The sequence below is a fragment of the Mariniphaga anaerophila genome (genome assembly GCF_900129025.1).
GTDB classification, from domain to species: Bacteria; Bacteroidota; Bacteroidia; order Bacteroidales; family Prolixibacteraceae; genus Mariniphaga; species Mariniphaga anaerophila.
The window spans coordinates 650,716-668,840 of sequence record NZ_FQUM01000001.1 but is presented as its reverse complement, the minus strand read 5'-3'; the positions used below and the strand labels follow the sequence as shown (position 1 = coordinate 668,840).

Below are 18,125 nucleotides of genomic sequence, written 5' to 3'. Positions count from 1 at the left end.
ATGTCCGGTTTTGTACCAGCGTTCGGGAACTGCCCCGAACGCTTCTTTCCTTAACACCCAAAAATCATTTTAAAAACTCAAAGTCATGAATAGACAACACAAAGAACTCTCGTGGTTCAAACTTTCGCTTTTGCATTTTTTATACGAAAGCCATCCCGAATTAAGCGATGAAAACGACTTACTTAATACACGTGGCGACCAGGCTGCGCAAATTTATTCCGAAGCGATTCGTAACGGTCACAACCATCAGGGGGCTGAAGAACTCGCACACAAAGAACTTTACAAAGGATTGCATTTTTCAAAACACGATACACTTGTATCAATTATCTGGAATGAATTTTCGGGACTAATTCCCATGGGTGATGCAAAAGCATTTGCTATTCGGTTTCGAGGCAAGGCCGAAGCCATTTTTGATAAATACCGTTTGAACGATGAATTTGCATACAGTTCGGAATTTAAGGATTTGTATACTGAGCTTACTGGTGCAATAGCAATTTGGCTGGAAGAAAATGAGCTTTAATAAAGAACAGCACCTACGGGCAAATATTAAAGCCATTCAGCTTTCTTTTCAGCTGGATAAGGAAAACCGGAAGCCAAACGAAGAGGAAATAGAAGCCCTGAAACAGTTTTTGGGTTTCGGGGCTTTAAAATGTGTATTGAATCCTGCCAACGATTTATCGGATATTGTTCATTGGCCGGAATCGGAAGTTGAACTTTTCCCATTAGTTGCTGAATTGCATGAAACATTAAAGAGTAACACAAACTCCAAGCAGGAATACAAGCAGTATGTCAACAGCCTGAAAAATTCCATACTTACCGCGTTTTACACCCCGCCCGAAATTGTAAATACCATTGCAGGAAACCTAAACATAAGCGGAGCCAATCCAAAATCTTTTCTCGACCCATCAGCAGGAATGGGGGAGTTTATTTCAGCCTTTAAAAAGCAGAATCAGACACCGAACATTACTGCTTTTGAGAAAGACATATTAACAGGCAAACTTCTTTCTCATATTTTCCCCAATGATAGTATCAGGCGGCAAGGTTTTGAGGAATTGGAAAGCCGTTTCAATAATTCTTTCGATGTAGTTTCATCGAATATTCCTTTTGGCGATGTGGCAGCTTTTGATATTTCGTTTATTAAAAGCAGCGACAAAGTAAGGCAACAAGCCACTCGAAACATTCATAACTATTTTTTCCTAAAAGGAGTTGATAGCCTAAGCGAGGGCGGTTTGCTGGCATTTATTACATCGCAAGGGGTAATGAACTCGCCTCAAAACGAGCCCATCCGAAACTGGTTGATGCAGAACACGCATTTGGTTTCTGCTGTGCGTTTGCCGAATAATCTCTTTAAAGAATATGCCGGAACAGAAGTTGGTAGCGACTTGATTATTCTTCAAAAAGATTCCACAAAGAATAAGCTTTCGGATGAGGAGCAAGACTTTGTAAAAAGCGAAAAACTATCAAGCGGCATTGACAATAATGCTTATTACAACAACTTTCAAAGGGTCGTTCACACTGAGGGCTTTATTGATACAAATCCTTATGGAAAACCTGCTCAAATTTTCGTTCACAATGGTGGAATTCAAGGCATGGCTGCCGACCTGAATAAAATGCTTGAAGCTGATTTAAGTAAAATTCTGAATGTAGAGTTATTCCAGGGAAAAGAAGCTAAATCGAAAATAGTTTCCATCTCCAATTCAAAAAAAGAACAAGGAAATAAACATGAACCATCTCAAAATCTTTACGATTTGTTTGGATTAAGCCAGGCAGAACGGATACAGACCAAATCAACCAAAAGGCGAAAATCAAAAAAAAGAAACGGTAAACAATTAAACCTGTTTACAGCACCACCAAAAGTTAATGGAAGAAAAGCCAAGCCCAATCCTGATAATTTTAGAATCCCCGATGAAAGGCCATTTAGAGGTGAAATTCTTGAACATTATGCAAAAGGTTCGTTTGTGGAAGATAACGGCCAACTGGGGTATTTAAAGGAGCTATCTGACGGGAAAACTATATTTAAACGGCTTGACCAAAATCCTTTACAAGAAGCAAAAGCATTAACCTTTATTCAAATTCGGGATGCTTACCATAAGCTATACAATAACGAGGCAACCCGGCAAAAAGAAGATACCACCAACCGTTTTTTATTGAACAGCTATTACGATGATTTTATACGAAGATATGGGAACCTGAATAATCTGAAAAACCTTGGCTTGCTGAAAATGGATTCGGGTGCCAACGAGGTATTGGCATTGGAGCGAGGAGAAAATGGAGAGTTGGTAAAAGCCGATATTTTTACCCAGCCGGTTTCTTTTCAGAACGAAAAACTGGAACACGTTGAAACAGCGGAAGAAGCACTGACAGCATCATTAAACAAATTTGGAGAAGTGCGAACTGATTATATGCTTTCACTTTTGGATGGAAAAAGCAGTGAAGAATTGGTTGATGAGCTTCATGGCAGGGTGTATTATAATCCGCTGATTCAAAACTATGAGGTAAGCGATAAGTTTATTACCGGGAATGTGATTGAGAAAGCCCAGAATATTGAAACCTATCTGCAAAATCATCCCAACGATACGCAATCGCAGGAAGCCTTAAAAGCTTTGCAAAATGCCATTCCACAACCTATCACATTTGATGAGCTTGATTTTAACTTTGGAGAGCGCTGGATTCCTGCACGTATTTATGGAGAATATGCAAGCGATTTGTTTAAAACCGATGTTAACATCCATTACTCGCCATCAATGGATGAATTCTCGGTAAAAGCTCAATTTACCAATGCCAATATTTACGAAAAGCATGCAGTAAAATCGCAAAGCAGAAACTACGATGGTATTGCGCTAATGAAACATGCTTTGGTAAATTCCACACCAAACATTACTAAACGTATTATGGTTGGCGATAAAGAGGTAAAGGTGCGTGACAGCGAAGCCATACAGTTAGCCAACAGCAAGATTGATGAGATACGAAATGGCTTTACCGATTGGCTGAATGAGCAGAAGCCAGAGTTTAAACAAAAGCTAAGGGATTTATACAACAACACCTTTAATTGTTATGTTCGTCCGAAGTACGACGGTTCGCACCAGAGTTTTCCCAAACTTGATTTAAAAGCACTTGGAATTAAAAATCTCTATGATAGCCAGAAAGATGCTATTTGGATGTTGAAACAAAACGGCGGAGGTATCTGCGACCATGAAGTAGGGGCCGGCAAAACGCTGATTATGTGTTGTGCCGCTTATGAAATGAAACGCTTGAAATTGGCCAACAAACCCATGATTGTTGGTTTAAAAGCCAATATCCATGAAATTGCCCAAACCTTTCGAACGGCTTACCCTTATGCCAAAATCCTTTATCCGGGCAAGCAGGATTTTACGCCAGCCAAACGAATGAAAATTTTTCAGGATATTAAAAACAACTCGTGGGATGCCATAATACTTACCCACGACCAATTTGGGATGATACCACAATCTCCGTTGGTGCAGCAACAAATTTTGCAGTCTGAACTCGAAAGTGTAGAAGAAAACCTTGATATGGTAAAACGGCAAGGAGGCGATGTTTCAAGAGCCATGCTAAAAGGCTTATTAAAAAGGCAACAGAACCTTGAAGTAAAATTGAAAACCATAACCCACGATATTGAAAATAAAAAAGATAATGTGGTTGACTTTAAAATGATGGGCATTGACCATTTGTTTGTGGATGAAAGTCACCGTTTTAAAAACCTGATGTTTAATACGCGTCACGACCGTGTTGCAGGAATGGGAAACCCACAGGGAAGCCAACGAGCTTTGAATATGTTGTTTGCTATTCGAACCATTCAGGAACGAAACGGCAAAGATTTGGGGGCAACTTTTTTATCGGGTACAACCATCTCAAATTCGCTAACCGAATTATTCCTCTTGTTTAAATACCTGCGGCCAAAAGAACTGGAACGCCAACAAATTAAAACCTTTGATGCCTGGGCTGCCGTATATGCAAAAAAGACTACCGATTATGAATTCTCGGTAACGAATGAGATAGTGCAAAAAGAGCGCTTTCGTTATTTTATAAAGGTTCCAGAGTTGGCAGCTTTTTACAACGAAATTACCGATTACCGCACAGCAAAAGATATTGGAATTGACCGCCCTGAGAAAAACGAAATTTTGCATAATATTCCACTAACACCGCAACAGGAAGTATTTATCCAAAAACTGGTAGCCTTTGCAAAAAATGGCGATGCTACTGTTTTGGGCAGACCTCCACTTTCAGAGCGGGAAGAAAAAGCCAAGATGCTAATTGCAACTAACTACGCCCGAAAAATGTCGCTGGATATGCGCATGATTAGCCCACACTATTCCGACCATGTGGATAACAAAGCATCGCACTGTGCGGCTCAAATTCATTCGTACTACAAAAAGCACAACGTAGAAAAAGGAACCCAGTTTGTATTTTCTGATTTGGGAACTTACAAGCCGGGTGAATGGTCGCCATACTCAGAAATAAAACGAAAACTGGTAAGCGACCATAACATCCCCGCCCATGAAATCCGTTTTATACAGGAAGCCAAAACAGAGAAAGCCCGAAAAACAATTATTGAAGCCATGAACGAGGGACGCATCCGCGTACTATTTGGCTCGACCGATATGTTGGGAACAGGTGTAAATGCACAAAAACGGGCGGTGGCCATTCATCATTTAGATTCTCCATGGCGACCGTCAGATTTGGAACAACGAGAGGGTAGGGCAATCCGCAAAGGAAATGAAATAGCCAAACTTTGTGCCGATAACAAAGTAGATGTGATAATTTATGCTGTTGAAAAAAGCCTGGATTCTTACAAATTCAACTTACTGCATAACAAACAACTTTTTATCCAGCAGTTAAAAATCAATAACCTTGGAAAACGCACCATTGATGAGGGAAGCCTGGATGAAAAATCGGGGATGAATTTTTCCGAGTATGTGGCCATTCTGTCGGGGAACACCGATTTGTTGGAGAAAGCCAAACTGGAAAAACAAATTACTGCTTTGGAAAGCGAACGACAAGCTTTTAACCGAAGTAAATCTTCGGCCCATTACCGATTAGAGGATATTAAGGAAACTATTGGTTCTCATAACCAAATGGCTGAACGAATGGAAAAGGATTGGGCCGTTCTTCAAAAGAGACTTCAAAAAGACGAGGCTGGTTTGCCTTTAAATCCAGTTCAGTTAAATGGAGTTACAGGCGCAAATACCAAAGTTATTGGCGCAAAATTGAATGAGATAAACGAAAAAGCCAATACCAAAGGTGAATACTTAAAAGTAGGCAGTCTTTACAATTTAAATATTCTTGTAAAAACTGAAGCCAGTATGAAACATGGTTTTGATTTTAAAGAAAACCGCTTTTTTATTGAGGGCGAAAGTGGTATAAAATACACCTACAACAACGGACATATTGCCAAAGACCCAAAACTTGCCGCCACAAATTTTATGAAAGCCCTGGAACGGATTCCGTTTTTAATTGACAACCATAAGAAGTATGCTGAAAAGGCAAGTAAGGATATTCCTGTTTATGATGAGGTGGTTAATAGCAAATGGAGAAAAGAATTAGAATTACGAAAATTGAAAGGGGAGCTTAAATCGCTGGACAGAAATATTCAGCAGTCGTTAAAGGATAGTGTTCATGTTGATAACGGAAATGTAATTGAATCCACCAATAATCTAAATGCTGTAAATTTAGTTGCAGAAAATATTGAAGTTAGGCAAGTTAAAGTAGGATAGGCATAAGTAATATCATTTTCCTTTTTTATTTCTGCTTACAAATTTCTGACAAATAAATTTATGGACATCTGATTCCAGGTAAAAAGTTTTTTGCTGAATACGTCGGTAAGGGAGAAGACCTGAGCTTCTATAGCGTTGAAGAGTACGGGTGCTAACTTTTAGTAGCATACATAAGTCCTGATTGTCCAACAGATTTTCCCCATTAAGTTGGTTTTTAGAGTTGTTGAGTTTTTCCATCTTTCGGTCAAGTACTTCTATCCTTTCCAATAGACGCTCCATCCATGCCTCAAATAATTCTTTGTCTATGTACAACATTGGTCAGAGGTTTAAAATTGTTTTGTGTGGAGCATGTATCTTTTACGGAAAGCTTCAAGTGTTTTTGGGTCGCTTGGGATTAACCTTTCACGCAATGATTCTTCAACATCAGATAAACGGTAAAGACATTTTCCCCGTAAGATGGAGTAACTTATAAGATTATCTTTTCGAAGGCGTTGCAATGTCCTTGTGCTTATCTTCAATAAATCCGCAAGTTCATTACTATCCAGCCAAATATCCTTGGCTTCTGTTGAAGTCGGATTTTCGCACTTGGAAATGTAAGCTGCAATTTTATCAATTTTGTTAACCAGTTCTTTGAATGTTTGGCTTTCAAATGTTATCAGTTCCATATTCTACTTTTTTTGTTTTTGTAAAATTGGAGCGAATAAAGATTCTTCTTTGCCAAGTTGTTACCAAGTTGGGTGTGATTTTTTTTTTTGAGTTTTGTAATCGAAAGATTGAGAGAAAGTTGGCTTCTGTCTATTAGAGTAATATATAGATAGCTCCTTTTCAAAATAATTTTAGATTGATCTATCATAACTAAAGCCTTCTTTAATTACTTTGTGTTTTTATCTTTTAAATGCTTCATGAAAGGTTCATTTTTTGTATCTTTGAAACTATAAGTTACTACAGAAAGTTCTATGACAAGTTGAGACAATTGAAGACTTTTTTATCGTTACTAATTCGTTACTGTTAGAATCTAGTAGGATATAAGATATTGAATATCTGAGGATTTGAAAAATAGTTCGAGTCCCTTCAGGAACCCAGGATAAGGTTTCAGTTGAAAAAGAAATTCTTAATGAACGCTGGAAAGAGCTTTTCCTGGAGTTGAAAAGGTATCCTGACCTTGTTCGCTTTCATTACGGAGGAACCATCGATATTTACGATCAGGTACCCAATTTAAATGGAAAAGATGGTTATCCGCTATATTTTCCGGTTGAACAGTCTGTACTGGACAATAATAACCTGATTGAACAAACTGAAGGATATCAATAATTTTATTTAGGTAATCAATGATCTTTAATTTTTCTATTCGTAATATCGGTTTATTGTGTTTTCTTTTAGTTGGCGTTATATCCTGTGCTAAGAATGAAGAAGAGCCCGAACAGATTGAGAAAGAACCAGAACAGGAATATATTGCTCTTTTCGAAAAGGGACAAGAAGGTTATAGTTGCTACCGTATTCCTGCAATAATAAGGTCTAAATCAGGCACCTTGCTTGCTTTTGCCGAAGGGAGGAAATATGGTTGTGCCGATGAAGGTGATATTGATCTGGTAGTAAAACGTTCCACCGACAATGGTAAAAGTTGGAGTAATTTGAGCATTGTTTGGGACGATGGTTCAAATACCTGTGGAAACCCGGCTCCTGTGGTAGATGAAGTTACAGGTAAGATTATTCTACTGATGACATGGAATAATGGAGAGGATCATATAGGCGAAATTAATGATGGAAGTAGCAAGGATACCAGAAGGGTGTTTGTAACTACTTCTGATGATGACGGAGTGAGTTGGACAGAGCCTTACGAAATTACTTCTGCTGTAAAAGAATCAACATGGGGATGGTATGCAACAGGACCTTGCCATGGGATACAAATTAAGAAAGGAAATTATGCAGGTCGGTTGGTAATTCCATGCGACAATATTTCCTTAAAATCAGAAGGAGGTAAAGGTCACTCACATGTAATCTACTCAGACGATGGTGGAGAAAGCTGGCAGCTTGGGAATAATGTTCCTGAAAATGAATACAATCCGAACGAGAGTACAGTTGCTGAACTTTCCAATGGAGATTTAATGTTAAACATGCGATGTGGTAATTCTAATAATTTTAGGCTGGTATCAACAAGTTCTGATGGAGGTGTAACCTGGACAGAACCTATGCCTGATTTTGAATTATTGGATCCTGTTTGCCAGGGTAGTTTGTTGGCAATGGAACGAAATGGTCAACATACTTTATTTTTTTCAAATGCAGCCAGTACCAAAAGAGAAAACATGACCATAAAAATGAGTACCAACGATGGAGAAGTATGGTCAAGATCTTATGCTGTTCATTCTGGACCGTCAGCTTATTCTGACATTGTAAATGTCTCCGAAGATGAGATCGCAATTCTGTTTGAACATGGCATATCAGCCCGGTATGAGAGAATTGTTTACCAGTTAATTTCAATTGAAGATTTTAGATTTTAATTACAATTATCAAAAAAGTATACAATGAAAACTAAGTTTAACATTACAATATTATTAACCATTCTGGTTTTGGGGTTAATTATTTCCTGCCAGGATGAACTTGAGGAGCTACCTCTTCGGGTAGAATTTAATTCTGAAAGTCAAAATGTAGTAGCTGGTCAATCAGTTGTTTTTACGGATATTTCTGAGGGTGATCCCTCAAGATGGAGTTGGAAGTTTGAAGGAGGAACACCTTCCACCTCGGCTTTAAGTTCTCCTGAGATTATGTATAGTACTCCTGGCACTTACCCTGTTCAATTAACTATTGGTAAGCGTAACGATTCTGTTTCAATAGTGAAAGACGCATTTATTACTGTCGAGTACGGCCCGGTATCAGCTGATTTTACCGAAAGTGCTACGTCAATCACCCAGGGAGAAAGTGTATCATTTACGGACTTATCGCAAGGTCTTCCGACTTCATGGCTCTGGGAGTTTATCCCCGTCGAAGGAGGCAATACGCTTACTTCAAACGAACAAAATCCAACAATTACTTTTAACGATTTCGGCATTTACACGGTAAGGCTGACAGTAAGTAATCCAAAGGGAGACGACGTTACGGAAAAAGAAGAGTTATTAAATGTTATAGATATAACATCCATTGAAGCTGATTTTACTACCGAATTTAAAAGTACATACGGAGGTGGGTCAATTCAGTTTAATGATGCGACGCTTGGAACAGTTAATTCCTGGACGTGGACATTTGAAGGAGGTACTCCAGCATCATCAACTGAAAAAAATCCTGTGGTCAGTTATTCTTCTCCGGGAAGGTATAAAGTAAAACTTGAAGCATCCAATGACTTTAAATCATCTGAAAAAGAAGTTGTTGACTATGTGCTTGTTGTCCCGGGCAATGGTCTGGTCGCGCTTTATCCATTTGATGGCAATTGGAATGATGCAGGACCAAATAACGTTGATCCAACAAATGAAGAATCGGGATCGATTAGTTTCGACAACATGGATCGTAAGGAATTAAATGGAGCAGCACTATTTGATGGAGAAAGTGCTCTGGTTGTTCCCGATCATCCAGCTTTCAATTTTGGAACAGAAGATTTTTCAATTTCGTGTTGGATCAAAACCGACATTACCTCTAAAATGATGATTTGGCAGGAAAGTGGTGCTAATGGCGGAGGAGATAACCAGACATGGCTTCGCATAGGGGATAATACTACTTCCAGAAAAATGAGATTTGCGGTTGAAGATGATACCGGTGGTGCGATAATCAATTCCGACCATGGAGTGTCCGATAATGAATGGCATCACGTTGTATGCACACGAAGCGGAACAATAACAAATATTTTTGTTGATGGAGAGGTAATTGCTACAAAAGATACAGGGGTTATTAAAAACGTATCTAATAACCAAAACTTCAAGATAGGTGCACAAGAAACCGGAGGAGGAGGCTCTTACTCCAACAAATATACTGGCTTAATAGATGAATTTATTTTATACGACAGGGTTTTACCAGTTGATGAAATAAAAGCACTTTATGGCCTTTAAAATAGTTGTTAGAGGGACGTAGCCGTCCCTCTAACTTTTTCAGTCGATTTGTTCATAATATAAAAGGGATTAATGAAACTAAGAAAATCACTTTACCAGCCAATCTTATTATTGTTCATATGCATATCTTGCTCTACGAAGAAAGATTTTAGTGAACTGGTTTCAATAAGAGAATTTAATTATCCTGTACTTAAAGGGAAAAAAGACAATCCTTTGGTTCGTATCGATATTGTTAATGATTCTACCTTGCAATATTTTCAGGGACTTCAGATAAATTGGGGAGAAACAAATACGGATTACCTGAAGTCAGTCCATATTTATTCTTCCGGAAAAGATTCTTTGTTTAGCACAAAAGAGGAACTTGGGATGATTGAATCGATTTCCACTTGTTCTGTTTTGAATGGTGAAAAACAACTTTCCAAAGGAAATAATTATTTCTGGATTTCATGTGAATTGGCTGACCATATTGATATAAAGGATTTTATTGATATCTCGATTGATTATGTTCTCCTTGATGGAGAAAAAATTAACGTAGCTAAAAAGACTAGTCCTGATAAGTTGAGAATGGGTGTAGCAGTTCGTCAGCATATGCAAGATAATGTTCATACCTATCGAATTCCCGGACTCGCAACAAGCAATAACGGAACGCTTTTGGCGATTTATGATGTTCGCCGGGAAAGTGGACGCGATTTGCAAGGCCACATGGATATTGGTGTCAGTCGCTCAACCGATGGAGGAAATACCTGGGAACCCATGCGCATTGCCCTCGATATGGGTGAATGGGGAGATTTGCCCGAAAAGTTTAATGGTGTGAGCGATGCAAATATTTTGGTCGACAGAAATACCGGAGACATATATATTGCAGGACTTTGGATGCACGGAGTAATAAACTCCGACGGTACTTGGGTAAATAACTTAACTGAAGAGAGTAAAGAGTGGAACCACCAGTGGCGCAACAAAGGATCTCAACCGGGTTTTGGAGTAAAGCAAACGAGCCAGTTCCTGTTAACCAAAAGTACCGATGATGGACAATCATGGAGTGAGCCCATTAATCTGACCCGAATGTGTAAAAAGGAAGAATGGTGGCTTTGGGCACCTGCACCGGGTCATGGTATTACCCTGGAAGATGGGACATTGGTTTTTCCAACTCAGGGTAGAGATGAAAAGGGACAAGCATTTTCAAATATTACATATAGTAAAGATGGTGGAATTACATGGACTACCAGCGAAATAGCGTATCACAATACCACCGAATGTATGGTGGTTGAGTTGTCAGACGGACGATTAATGTTAAACATGCGCGATAACAGGAATCGTAAGAATAAAGGCGAGACAAATGGCAGGGCAATTGCCACCACTTCCGACTTAGGCAAAACATGGACTGAGCACGAGACTTCACATGGTGCCTTAATCGAACCTGTTTGCATGGCAAGTATTCACAAACATACTTATACCGCACAGAACGGACAGGCAAAGAGTATATTGTTATTTTCAAATCCCAACTCTAAATTCAATCGTCATAAGCAAACCATTAAAGTAAGCTTTGATGAAGGACAAACATGGCCTGAAGAATACTGGATTGAATTGGATGAAGGCAAAGGTGCCGGTTATTCTTGTCTGACTTCCATTGATGAAAATACCATTGGAATTTTATATGAAGGAAGTCAGGCACAAATGACATTCCAGGCCATTGATATTAAGAATATCCTACAATAAGAAAGAACTGATGAATCCGATAATGGAATTTGGTCTTTAATATGTTTAAATGCTTTATAATAATGAAAACTAAACAGCATAATTTAAATATTAAACGCAAGTTACTGGCCCTTTTAATGGTGGCTTTGGGGATATCAAACTCATGGGCTCAGAAAGACAATTATTCCACTTTTTATTATCAACGAGCTTCGATGTTTGAAAAGCTTTCTGTTGATTCAACCGACATTGTTTTTATAGGCAACAGCATTACAAACTTTGGAGAGTGGAGCGAGTTGTTGAATAATAGCCACGTTAAAAACAGGGGAATTAGCGGTGATCGCACTACCGGCTTGTACAACCGGTTGCATACCATTCTACCGGGCAATCCTATGAAAATATTTCTAATGATCGGGATTAATGACCTGGAGCATGGTGCTTCTGTTGATTCTGTAGTTCAGGGTATTATTCACATTGCAGAAAGAATCCGGAATGAATCTTCTCAAACAGAATTGTATGTACAAAGTATTTTGCCAGTGAATGATAAACTGGGGAAGTTTCCTAAGCACACAAGCAAGGGAATCGAAATTATAGAAATAAATAAAAGAATTAAGAGCTATTGCCAAAAAAATAGAATAATGTACATCGATTTGTATTCCCGTTTCAAAAATGAGGATGATGAGCGAATGAACCAAAAGTATACGAACGATGGTTTACATTTAAAAGGCAGTGGTTATTTACTTTGGTCCAGCATTATCAGGGAATTTATTGAGGATTAATAACACATTTAAGTCGGGAGTTTAGTATGAAGACCTATCTGATTTTATTATTTGGAATATTTGTGCCTGGAATGCTAATAGCTCAAACACTCGTCTTAAAAGTATGGCCTGACGGAAGTCCAAATGATAACGGTATATTTCTGCCGGAAGAAGCATACAGAAAAGAAAGTATCCGTAACATCTCAGAAGCCGAAATCTATGTCTATTTGCCAGAAAAAGAGAAAAATACAGGCGCAGCATTGATTATATGTCCGGGCGGAGGTTACTCTTTTGAAGCGATAGGCCGTGAAGGGCATAATATTGCAAAGTTTTTCCAGGGAAAGGGAATAGCAGGAATAGTACTAAAATATAGATTGCCGAATGGAAATCATAACATTCCATCAGATGACGCACGCAGAGCTATGCGGATTGTTCGAAAGAATGCGGAAAAATGGGGAATTCGCAGAAACAAAATTGGTATTATGGGTTCTTCAGCCGGGGGACATTTGGCTTCTACAGTTGGAACCATTTTTGATGAAGGAGATCTTCAAAATGCAGATTTGTTGGAAAGAGAAAGTTGTCGCCCCGATTTTTTGGCATTACTGTACCCTGTTATTACATTAAATGAGGAATTCGGGCACATGGGAACGCGGGATAATTTAATTGGTCAGACACATAACCTAAAATTAATTAGGCAATATTCAAATGAGTTAAATGTTAGTCCCCTCATGCCTCCTACTTTTATTATCTTGGCTGATAACGATAAAACAGTACAACCGCGAAATTCAATTGAATTCTATTCTGCATTAAGGAGATATGATGTTCCTTGCGAACTCCATATCTTTCAAAAAGGCGGACATGGTTTTGGTATTAGAAACTCCACGCCACCAGCCAATAACTGGCCTGATTTATTTATATCCTGGCTGAAAATCATAAATATTATCGAATAGTTATAGTATCTGAATAAATATCCCTGATATTTAAGTACTTATAAATGATCCATGGGTATCAAGCGGGTGAAAAAAATAAAATTATTAAAAAAACAAACAATGAACATAAAAATAGCAAGCTTCCGGAGTGTTACTCTGGTATTCATTCTGAGCTGTTTAACTACGTTAGGCTTTGAGAAAAAAGGTAATGTTGGAAAAACTGTTCTATGGGAGCAGGGATCGGGTAAATACAATAATTACCGGATTCCGTCCGTCGTTGTTACCCCCAAAGGAACAATTCTCGCCTTTTGTGAAGCTCGTGAGGCTGGTGATACCGGCGATATAGACATTCTTTTAAAACGATCATCAGATAATGGAAAAACATGGAGTGACGAAATTGTTGTTTGGAGCGATAGCACAAATACCTGTGGTAATCCATGCCCGGTTGTAGACAAAGAAACCGGAAGAATATGGTTGTTTACCTCGCGGAATGATGGAGAGGATGATGAAACGGAAATAATACATAAAACTGGCAAATCGGCCCGACTCCCTTATTCATGTTATTCAGATGATGATGGATTAACATGGTCTGTTCATGTTGATATGTCTGAAACCTGCCGTGATACTTCATGGGGATGGTACGCAACAGGACCGGGGATTGGGATTCAGGTGCAGAATGGGCCATACGAGGGGAGATTAATTATACCGGCCAATCACAGTTACGATGATCCGAACGGGAATATTCGCAAAGGCCCCTTCGGGTATGGAGCACACGTATTATTTTCCGACGACCATGGTAAAACATGGCAAATGAGCGAACCAATAAAACCAGGTTGTAATGAAAGTCAGGTTGTTGAACTGGCTGACGGAAGCCTGTTGATGAACATGCGGTCCTACAACGGTCAGCATGCTCGGGCAATTAGCTTCAGTATAGATGGCGGAGAAACATGGTCGGAAATTGAGCATGATTATCAGCTGGTGGAATCGAAATGTCAGGCCAGTATCCTGAATTTCGGGCAGAATAATGGAAAAACAATCCACCTGTTTTCTAATCCAGCCGTTTCGGTTGGGCGCACTGCCATGACTGTTAAAACTAGTTTTGACGATTGTGAATCATGGAGTAACAGTAAAATGATCTATGCGGGCCCTTCTGCATACTCTTGCTTAGTGAAATTACCCAACGAAAAAGTCGGATTATTTTTTGAAGCAGGCGAAAAAAGACCTTACGAAAAATTGGTATTTGTCGCTTTCAATCCCAAAGAATTGTTTAACGAAGGAACTTTATTAGAGAACAACAGCTTAAAAAAATGAGACCTTTATCTTCAGATGAAATATTCGGGAATTGGGCAACCCTTTTGTTGGCAACCGATAAAAAAGGGGACATCGATTATTCAAAATTGAATGAGGAAATTGATGTTTTAATTTCATCCAATCCCAACGGTATCTATTCTAACGGAACAGCAGGTGAGTTTTATACACAAACGGATGAAGAATTTTTGAAGGTAAGCGAAATGCTGACAGTTAAATGCGAAAAAGCAGGGATCCCTTTTCAGATTGGTGTAAGCCACATGAGTCCTCAAATTTCGTTAGAAAGGTTAAAGTTGATTAGACATTTAAAGCCAGGGGCAGTGCAAGTTATTTTACCCGACTGGATTCCGGTTACACTGAAAGAAAGTTTAATTTTTCTGCAAACACTGGAAGAGGAAGCATTTGGAATTCCCTTGGTTTTATACAATCCTCCTCATGCAAAAAAACAACTCTTTCCTAAAGACTGGGCGTATATAAAAAAATACGTTCCGTCACTTGTAGGGCTTAAAGTTTTTGATGCCAACGGGGATGATAATTGGTATTCGGAAATGAGAACATACGGCGAAGGACTTTCGGTTTTTATCCCGGGGCATAGGCTGGTAACAGGCATAAAAAACGGCGCCAACGGGGCATATTCAAACTTAGCATGTCTCAATCCCTTTGCCGCACAAAAATGGTTCAACCTGATAAATGAAGATGCAGAGGCTGCTTTGGAACTTGAGAAAAGAATAAACAAATTTATGAAAGAGCTTATCGAGCCGTTTATTGTCAAATACAATTATCCGAACCATGCCTGCGACAGGTTTATAGCTATGGTTGGTGGTTGGGCTGATGTAGGTGCAAAATTACGCTGGCCTCATAAATCAATTCCTGAAGATTTGGCTGAACCTATCCGGGTAAAGGCAAAAAATATTATCCCTGAATTTTTTATTAATAATTAGTTACAAAAGTTTATTCAATGAGACTTCTATTATCCTTCATTTTGCTGGGCGTTTTTAGCCTTAACGGACTCGCAAATAATGATTATTTTCAGTTTTCATCACTCCCGGATTTGCTACCTAATTCAGGCTATAGTGTTCAACCAGGATTGGCAGGACCATACACGGGAGTTAATAATGACGTTTTGATTTTAGCCGGAGGGGCAAATTTCCCGGATAAGTTGCCGTGGGAAGGAGGAACAAAGGTGTATTACAATGATATTTTCGTACTGCAAAAAACAGAAGATAAAGAGTATTCCTGGGAATTGATGAAGGAGAAAATCCCATTCCATTCAGGCTATGGAGGTGCTGTCTCAACTTCTGCCGGATTACTTTGTTTTGGTGGTAACACAAAAGATAAGGTAATATCTGATAGTTGGCTGTTAAGATATATTCCCGAGCAGAAAAATGTTGCAGTTATTCCTGGTCCCCAACTGCCTGTTCCTTTAACAAATTTTGCTTATGCAGAAGTGGATAACAAGATTTATGTGGCTGGTGGAATCTCTGAAGTTGAAGGTAGTTCAACAAATTACTTTTATTGTTTGGATATTTCCAGTGAAAATCCGTTGGACTGGAAATGGGAACAATTGCCTGCATGGGATGGAGAATCAAGGGCATTTGCAGTTGGATCCGGGCAAAGTAACGGGGAAACCAACTGTTTTTATCTTTTTTCCGGACGTAAAGTACAACCAGATAAAAATCCTGAGGCACTTTATGATGCACATGTGTATAATCCTAATTTGAATAAATGGAGCATTATCTCTGAGGGAGATAAGCAGGATTTTCCGATAATGGCTGGAACAGCTTTCCCTATTGGAGCTGCGACCATTGTATTTGCTTCTGGGGCCGATGGGGAAATGATGAGAAAGCAGCTGGTAATAGAAAACCAAATAGCAGAACTTGAAATGGCCGGAAATAAACGGGAAAATGAAATCACTCAAATGAAAAGTAACTTGTTGGACCATTTGAATAATCATCCCGGTTTTGGCAATCGTTTAATCGCTTTCAATACAATTACCCAAAAAACCTACCAGGTGGGCGAACTGCCGGGAACAGGGCAGGTTACTACTAAGGCTGTACAATGGCAAGGGGATGTAATTATTCCTTCAGGTGAGGTACGGCCTGGTGTAAGAACTTCTGACATCTTAAAAATAAATATAAATACAGATGCAAAACATCTGGGATTTTTGGATGTATTGGTCATTGCTCTCTATTTTTTGGTTTTGTCGTGGATGGGATACTTTTTTTCAAAGAGGCAGAAAGATACTAACGACTATTTTAAAGGTGGTGGGCGTGTCCCCTGGTGGGCTGCCGGATTGAGTATTTTTGGGACAGCTTTAAGTGCAATTACTTTTATGGCTATACCAGCAAAAACATTTTCTGCCGACTGGTCTTATTTTATGCTTAATATGACCGTTATACTGGTGGCACCTCTGATCGTTTTTCTTTTTATTCCATTCTACCGGAAGCTGAATATTACAACTGCGTATGAATATCTGGAAATTCGTTTTAATATTATTGTACGATTAATTGGTAGTCTTTCGTTTATCCTGTTTCAGGTAGGTCGTATGGGTGTTGTAATGTTTCTTCCTTCCATTGCACTTAATGTCGTGACAGGTATTGATATATTTGTGTGTATTGCACTGATGGGAGTTATTAGTCTGATATATACCATGATGGGAGGTATTGAAGCGGTTATCTGGACCGATGTAATGCAGGTTTTTGTTCTTCTCGGTGGGGCTATATTATCACTCGTATTAATTATGCTTGCGGTGGATGGCGGATTTTCATCTATTGTTGAAGTGGCAGCAGAAAATCACAAGTTTAATGTAGTTGACTTAAACTGGTCGCTAAAGCAGCCAACAGTCTGGGTGATGATATTGGGCGGGATTTTTGCAAATATAACCACCTATGGTACCGACCAAACTATGGTGCAGCGTTATCTTACCACCAAAACAGAAAAAGAAGCGGGTAAGAGCGTCTGGACAAATGCTATCCTGGTTATTCCTGCAACATTTATTTTCTTCTTCGTTGGAACAGCTTTGTTTGCTTTTTACAATTTCTTTCCTGGTGAATTAAATCCAACCTTTCAAAACAACGATGCCATTTTCCCCTGGTATATTGCTTCCCAATTACCAGCTGGTATTTCCGGATTACTAATCGCGGGTATTTTTGCGGCAGCCATGAGTAGTTTGAGCAGTAGTATGAATTCTGCTGCAACAGCCTATGCAACAGATATCCATTTTCGCTTTGGATTAAATAAGAAAGTTAGTGAATTGAACTTGGCCCGCCGAGCTACTCTGGTAATTGGCATTGTTGGAACACTCTTTGCCTTTTTTATGGCAACAATGGATGTAAAATCGCTTTGGGATGAATTTCAGAAAATCCTCGGTTTGGTTATTGGAAGTCTTGGAGGTGTTTTTCTTCTGGGAGTATTGACCAAAAGAGTGAATTCAATAAGTGCATTGATTGGTATTGCAGGCAGTATTATAGTCCAGATAATCGTTGCTATTTACGAACCAGTTCACTTAATTGTTTACTCGGCAACCGGGGTTATTTCATGTTTTGTTTTGGGATATGTAGTTAGTTTGTTCTCTCAGAGCGAAAGTTGAATAATTCTTTGTACAATGTTTAAAACCAAATACGATACAAATATTTTATGCATTTCTGCGAATAGTAACCCGCAACTTTCGAA

At 39.0% G+C, this 18,125-nt stretch carries 13 protein-coding genes; 11 read left to right on the top strand and 2 right to left on the bottom strand.

The genetic code is table 11. The features are described from left to right. Positions 1-85 precede the first annotated feature (85 nt). Both BUB08_RS02705 and BUB08_RS02700 read left to right on the top strand, forming a co-directional pair. Positions 86-520 (top strand): DUF1896 family protein, encoded by a 435-nt coding sequence (locus BUB08_RS02705; protein ID WP_072998638.1) that lies wholly within the window; start codon positions 86-88, stop codon positions 518-520. Further along, the gene (locus BUB08_RS02700) at positions 510-5,732 is read left to right on the top strand and encodes an Eco57I restriction-modification methylase domain-containing protein (protein ID WP_072998636.1); all 5,223 of its coding nucleotides are present in this window, start codon (positions 510-512) and stop codon (positions 5,730-5,732) included. The genes BUB08_RS02705 and BUB08_RS02700 overlap by 11 nt, the downstream gene beginning before the upstream one ends. A gap of 12 nt (positions 5,733-5,744) precedes the next feature. Here the strand turns inward: BUB08_RS02700 and BUB08_RS02695 are convergent, their stop codons facing one another. Together BUB08_RS02695 and BUB08_RS02690 are read right to left on the bottom strand one after the other, a co-directional pair. Then, positions 5,745-6,047, bottom strand: coding sequence for a helix-turn-helix domain-containing protein (locus BUB08_RS02695; protein ID WP_245820161.1), 303 nt, complete (start codon positions 6,045-6,047; stop codon positions 5,745-5,747). An 11-nt stretch (positions 6,048-6,058) separates the two neighbouring features. Then, on the bottom strand, positions 6,059-6,397 hold the full coding sequence (locus tag BUB08_RS02690; protein WP_072998634.1) for a helix-turn-helix domain-containing protein: 339 nt from the start codon (positions 6,395-6,397) through the stop codon (positions 6,059-6,061). A 391-nt stretch (positions 6,398-6,788) separates the two neighbouring features. Here BUB08_RS02690 and BUB08_RS20200 point away from each other — a divergent pair, with 391 nt between their 5' ends. From BUB08_RS20200 to BUB08_RS02640, 9 genes are all read left to right on the top strand, one after another. Next, a complete protein-coding gene (locus tag BUB08_RS20200; protein ID WP_139249591.1) occupies positions 6,789-7,043 on the top strand; it encodes a RagB/SusD family nutrient uptake outer membrane protein in 255 nt (84 codons plus the stop codon). A 53-nt stretch (positions 7,044-7,096) separates the two neighbouring features. Beyond that, on the top strand, positions 7,097-8,230 hold the full coding sequence (locus BUB08_RS02675) for a sialidase family protein (RefSeq protein WP_175549928.1): 1,134 nt from the start codon (positions 7,097-7,099) through the stop codon (positions 8,228-8,230). Positions 8,231-8,254: 24 nt separating this feature from the next. Then, a complete protein-coding gene (locus BUB08_RS02670; protein ID WP_072998631.1) occupies positions 8,255-9,766 on the top strand; it encodes a PKD domain-containing protein in 1,512 nt (503 codons plus the stop codon). Positions 9,767-9,838: 72 nt separating this feature from the next. Beyond that, complete coding sequence (locus tag BUB08_RS02665; RefSeq protein WP_072998630.1) at positions 9,839-11,482, top strand: sialidase family protein; 1,644 nt, start codon at positions 9,839-9,841, stop codon at positions 11,480-11,482. A gap of 62 nt (positions 11,483-11,544) precedes the next feature. Beyond that, the gene (locus BUB08_RS02660) at positions 11,545-12,237 is read left to right on the top strand and encodes a GDSL-type esterase/lipase family protein (RefSeq protein ID WP_139249590.1); all 693 of its coding nucleotides are present in this window, start codon (positions 11,545-11,547) and stop codon (positions 12,235-12,237) included. Positions 12,238-12,263: 26 nt separating this feature from the next. Next, on the top strand, positions 12,264-13,166 hold the full coding sequence (locus BUB08_RS02655; protein ID WP_072998629.1) for an alpha/beta hydrolase: 903 nt from the start codon (positions 12,264-12,266) through the stop codon (positions 13,164-13,166). A 99-nt stretch (positions 13,167-13,265) separates the two neighbouring features. Next, on the top strand, positions 13,266-14,456 hold the full coding sequence (locus BUB08_RS02650) for a sialidase family protein (protein WP_072998906.1): 1,191 nt from the start codon (positions 13,266-13,268) through the stop codon (positions 14,454-14,456). Beyond that, the gene (locus tag BUB08_RS02645) at positions 14,453-15,394 is read left to right on the top strand and encodes a dihydrodipicolinate synthase family protein (RefSeq protein WP_072998628.1); all 942 of its coding nucleotides are present in this window, start codon (positions 14,453-14,455) and stop codon (positions 15,392-15,394) included. Before BUB08_RS02650 ends, BUB08_RS02645 begins: the two co-directional genes overlap by 4 nt. Positions 15,395-15,411: 17 nt before the next feature. Beyond that, positions 15,412-18,042, top strand: a complete 2,631-nt coding sequence (locus tag BUB08_RS02640) for a sodium:solute symporter family protein (RefSeq protein WP_072998627.1) — start codon at positions 15,412-15,414, stop codon at positions 18,040-18,042. Positions 18,043-18,125 lie beyond the last annotated feature (83 nt).

Coding starts and splice junctions, on each gene's coding strand:
- BUB08_RS02705 (WP_072998638.1), top strand. CDS start 86: ATGAATAGACAACACAAAGAACTCTCGTGGTTCAAACTTTCGCTTTTG.
- BUB08_RS02700 (WP_072998636.1), top strand. CDS start 510: ATGAGCTTTAATAAAGAACAGCACCTACGGGCAAATATTAAAGCCATT.
- BUB08_RS02695 (WP_245820161.1), bottom strand. CDS start 6,047: ATGTTGTACATAGACAAAGAATTATTTGAGGCATGGATGGAGCGTCTA.
- BUB08_RS02690 (WP_072998634.1), bottom strand. CDS start 6,397: ATGGAACTGATAACATTTGAAAGCCAAACATTCAAAGAACTGGTTAAC.
- BUB08_RS02670 (WP_072998631.1), top strand. CDS start 8,255: ATGAAAACTAAGTTTAACATTACAATATTATTAACCATTCTGGTTTTG.
- BUB08_RS02665 (WP_072998630.1), top strand. CDS start 9,839: ATGAAACTAAGAAAATCACTTTACCAGCCAATCTTATTATTGTTCATA.
- BUB08_RS02660 (WP_139249590.1), top strand. CDS start 11,545: ATGAAAACTAAACAGCATAATTTAAATATTAAACGCAAGTTACTGGCC.
- BUB08_RS02655 (WP_072998629.1), top strand. CDS start 12,264: ATGAAGACCTATCTGATTTTATTATTTGGAATATTTGTGCCTGGAATG.
- BUB08_RS02650 (WP_072998906.1), top strand. CDS start 13,266: ATGAACATAAAAATAGCAAGCTTCCGGAGTGTTACTCTGGTATTCATT.
- BUB08_RS02645 (WP_072998628.1), top strand. CDS start 14,453: ATGAGACCTTTATCTTCAGATGAAATATTCGGGAATTGGGCAACCCTT.
- BUB08_RS02640 (WP_072998627.1), top strand. CDS start 15,412: ATGAGACTTCTATTATCCTTCATTTTGCTGGGCGTTTTTAGCCTTAAC.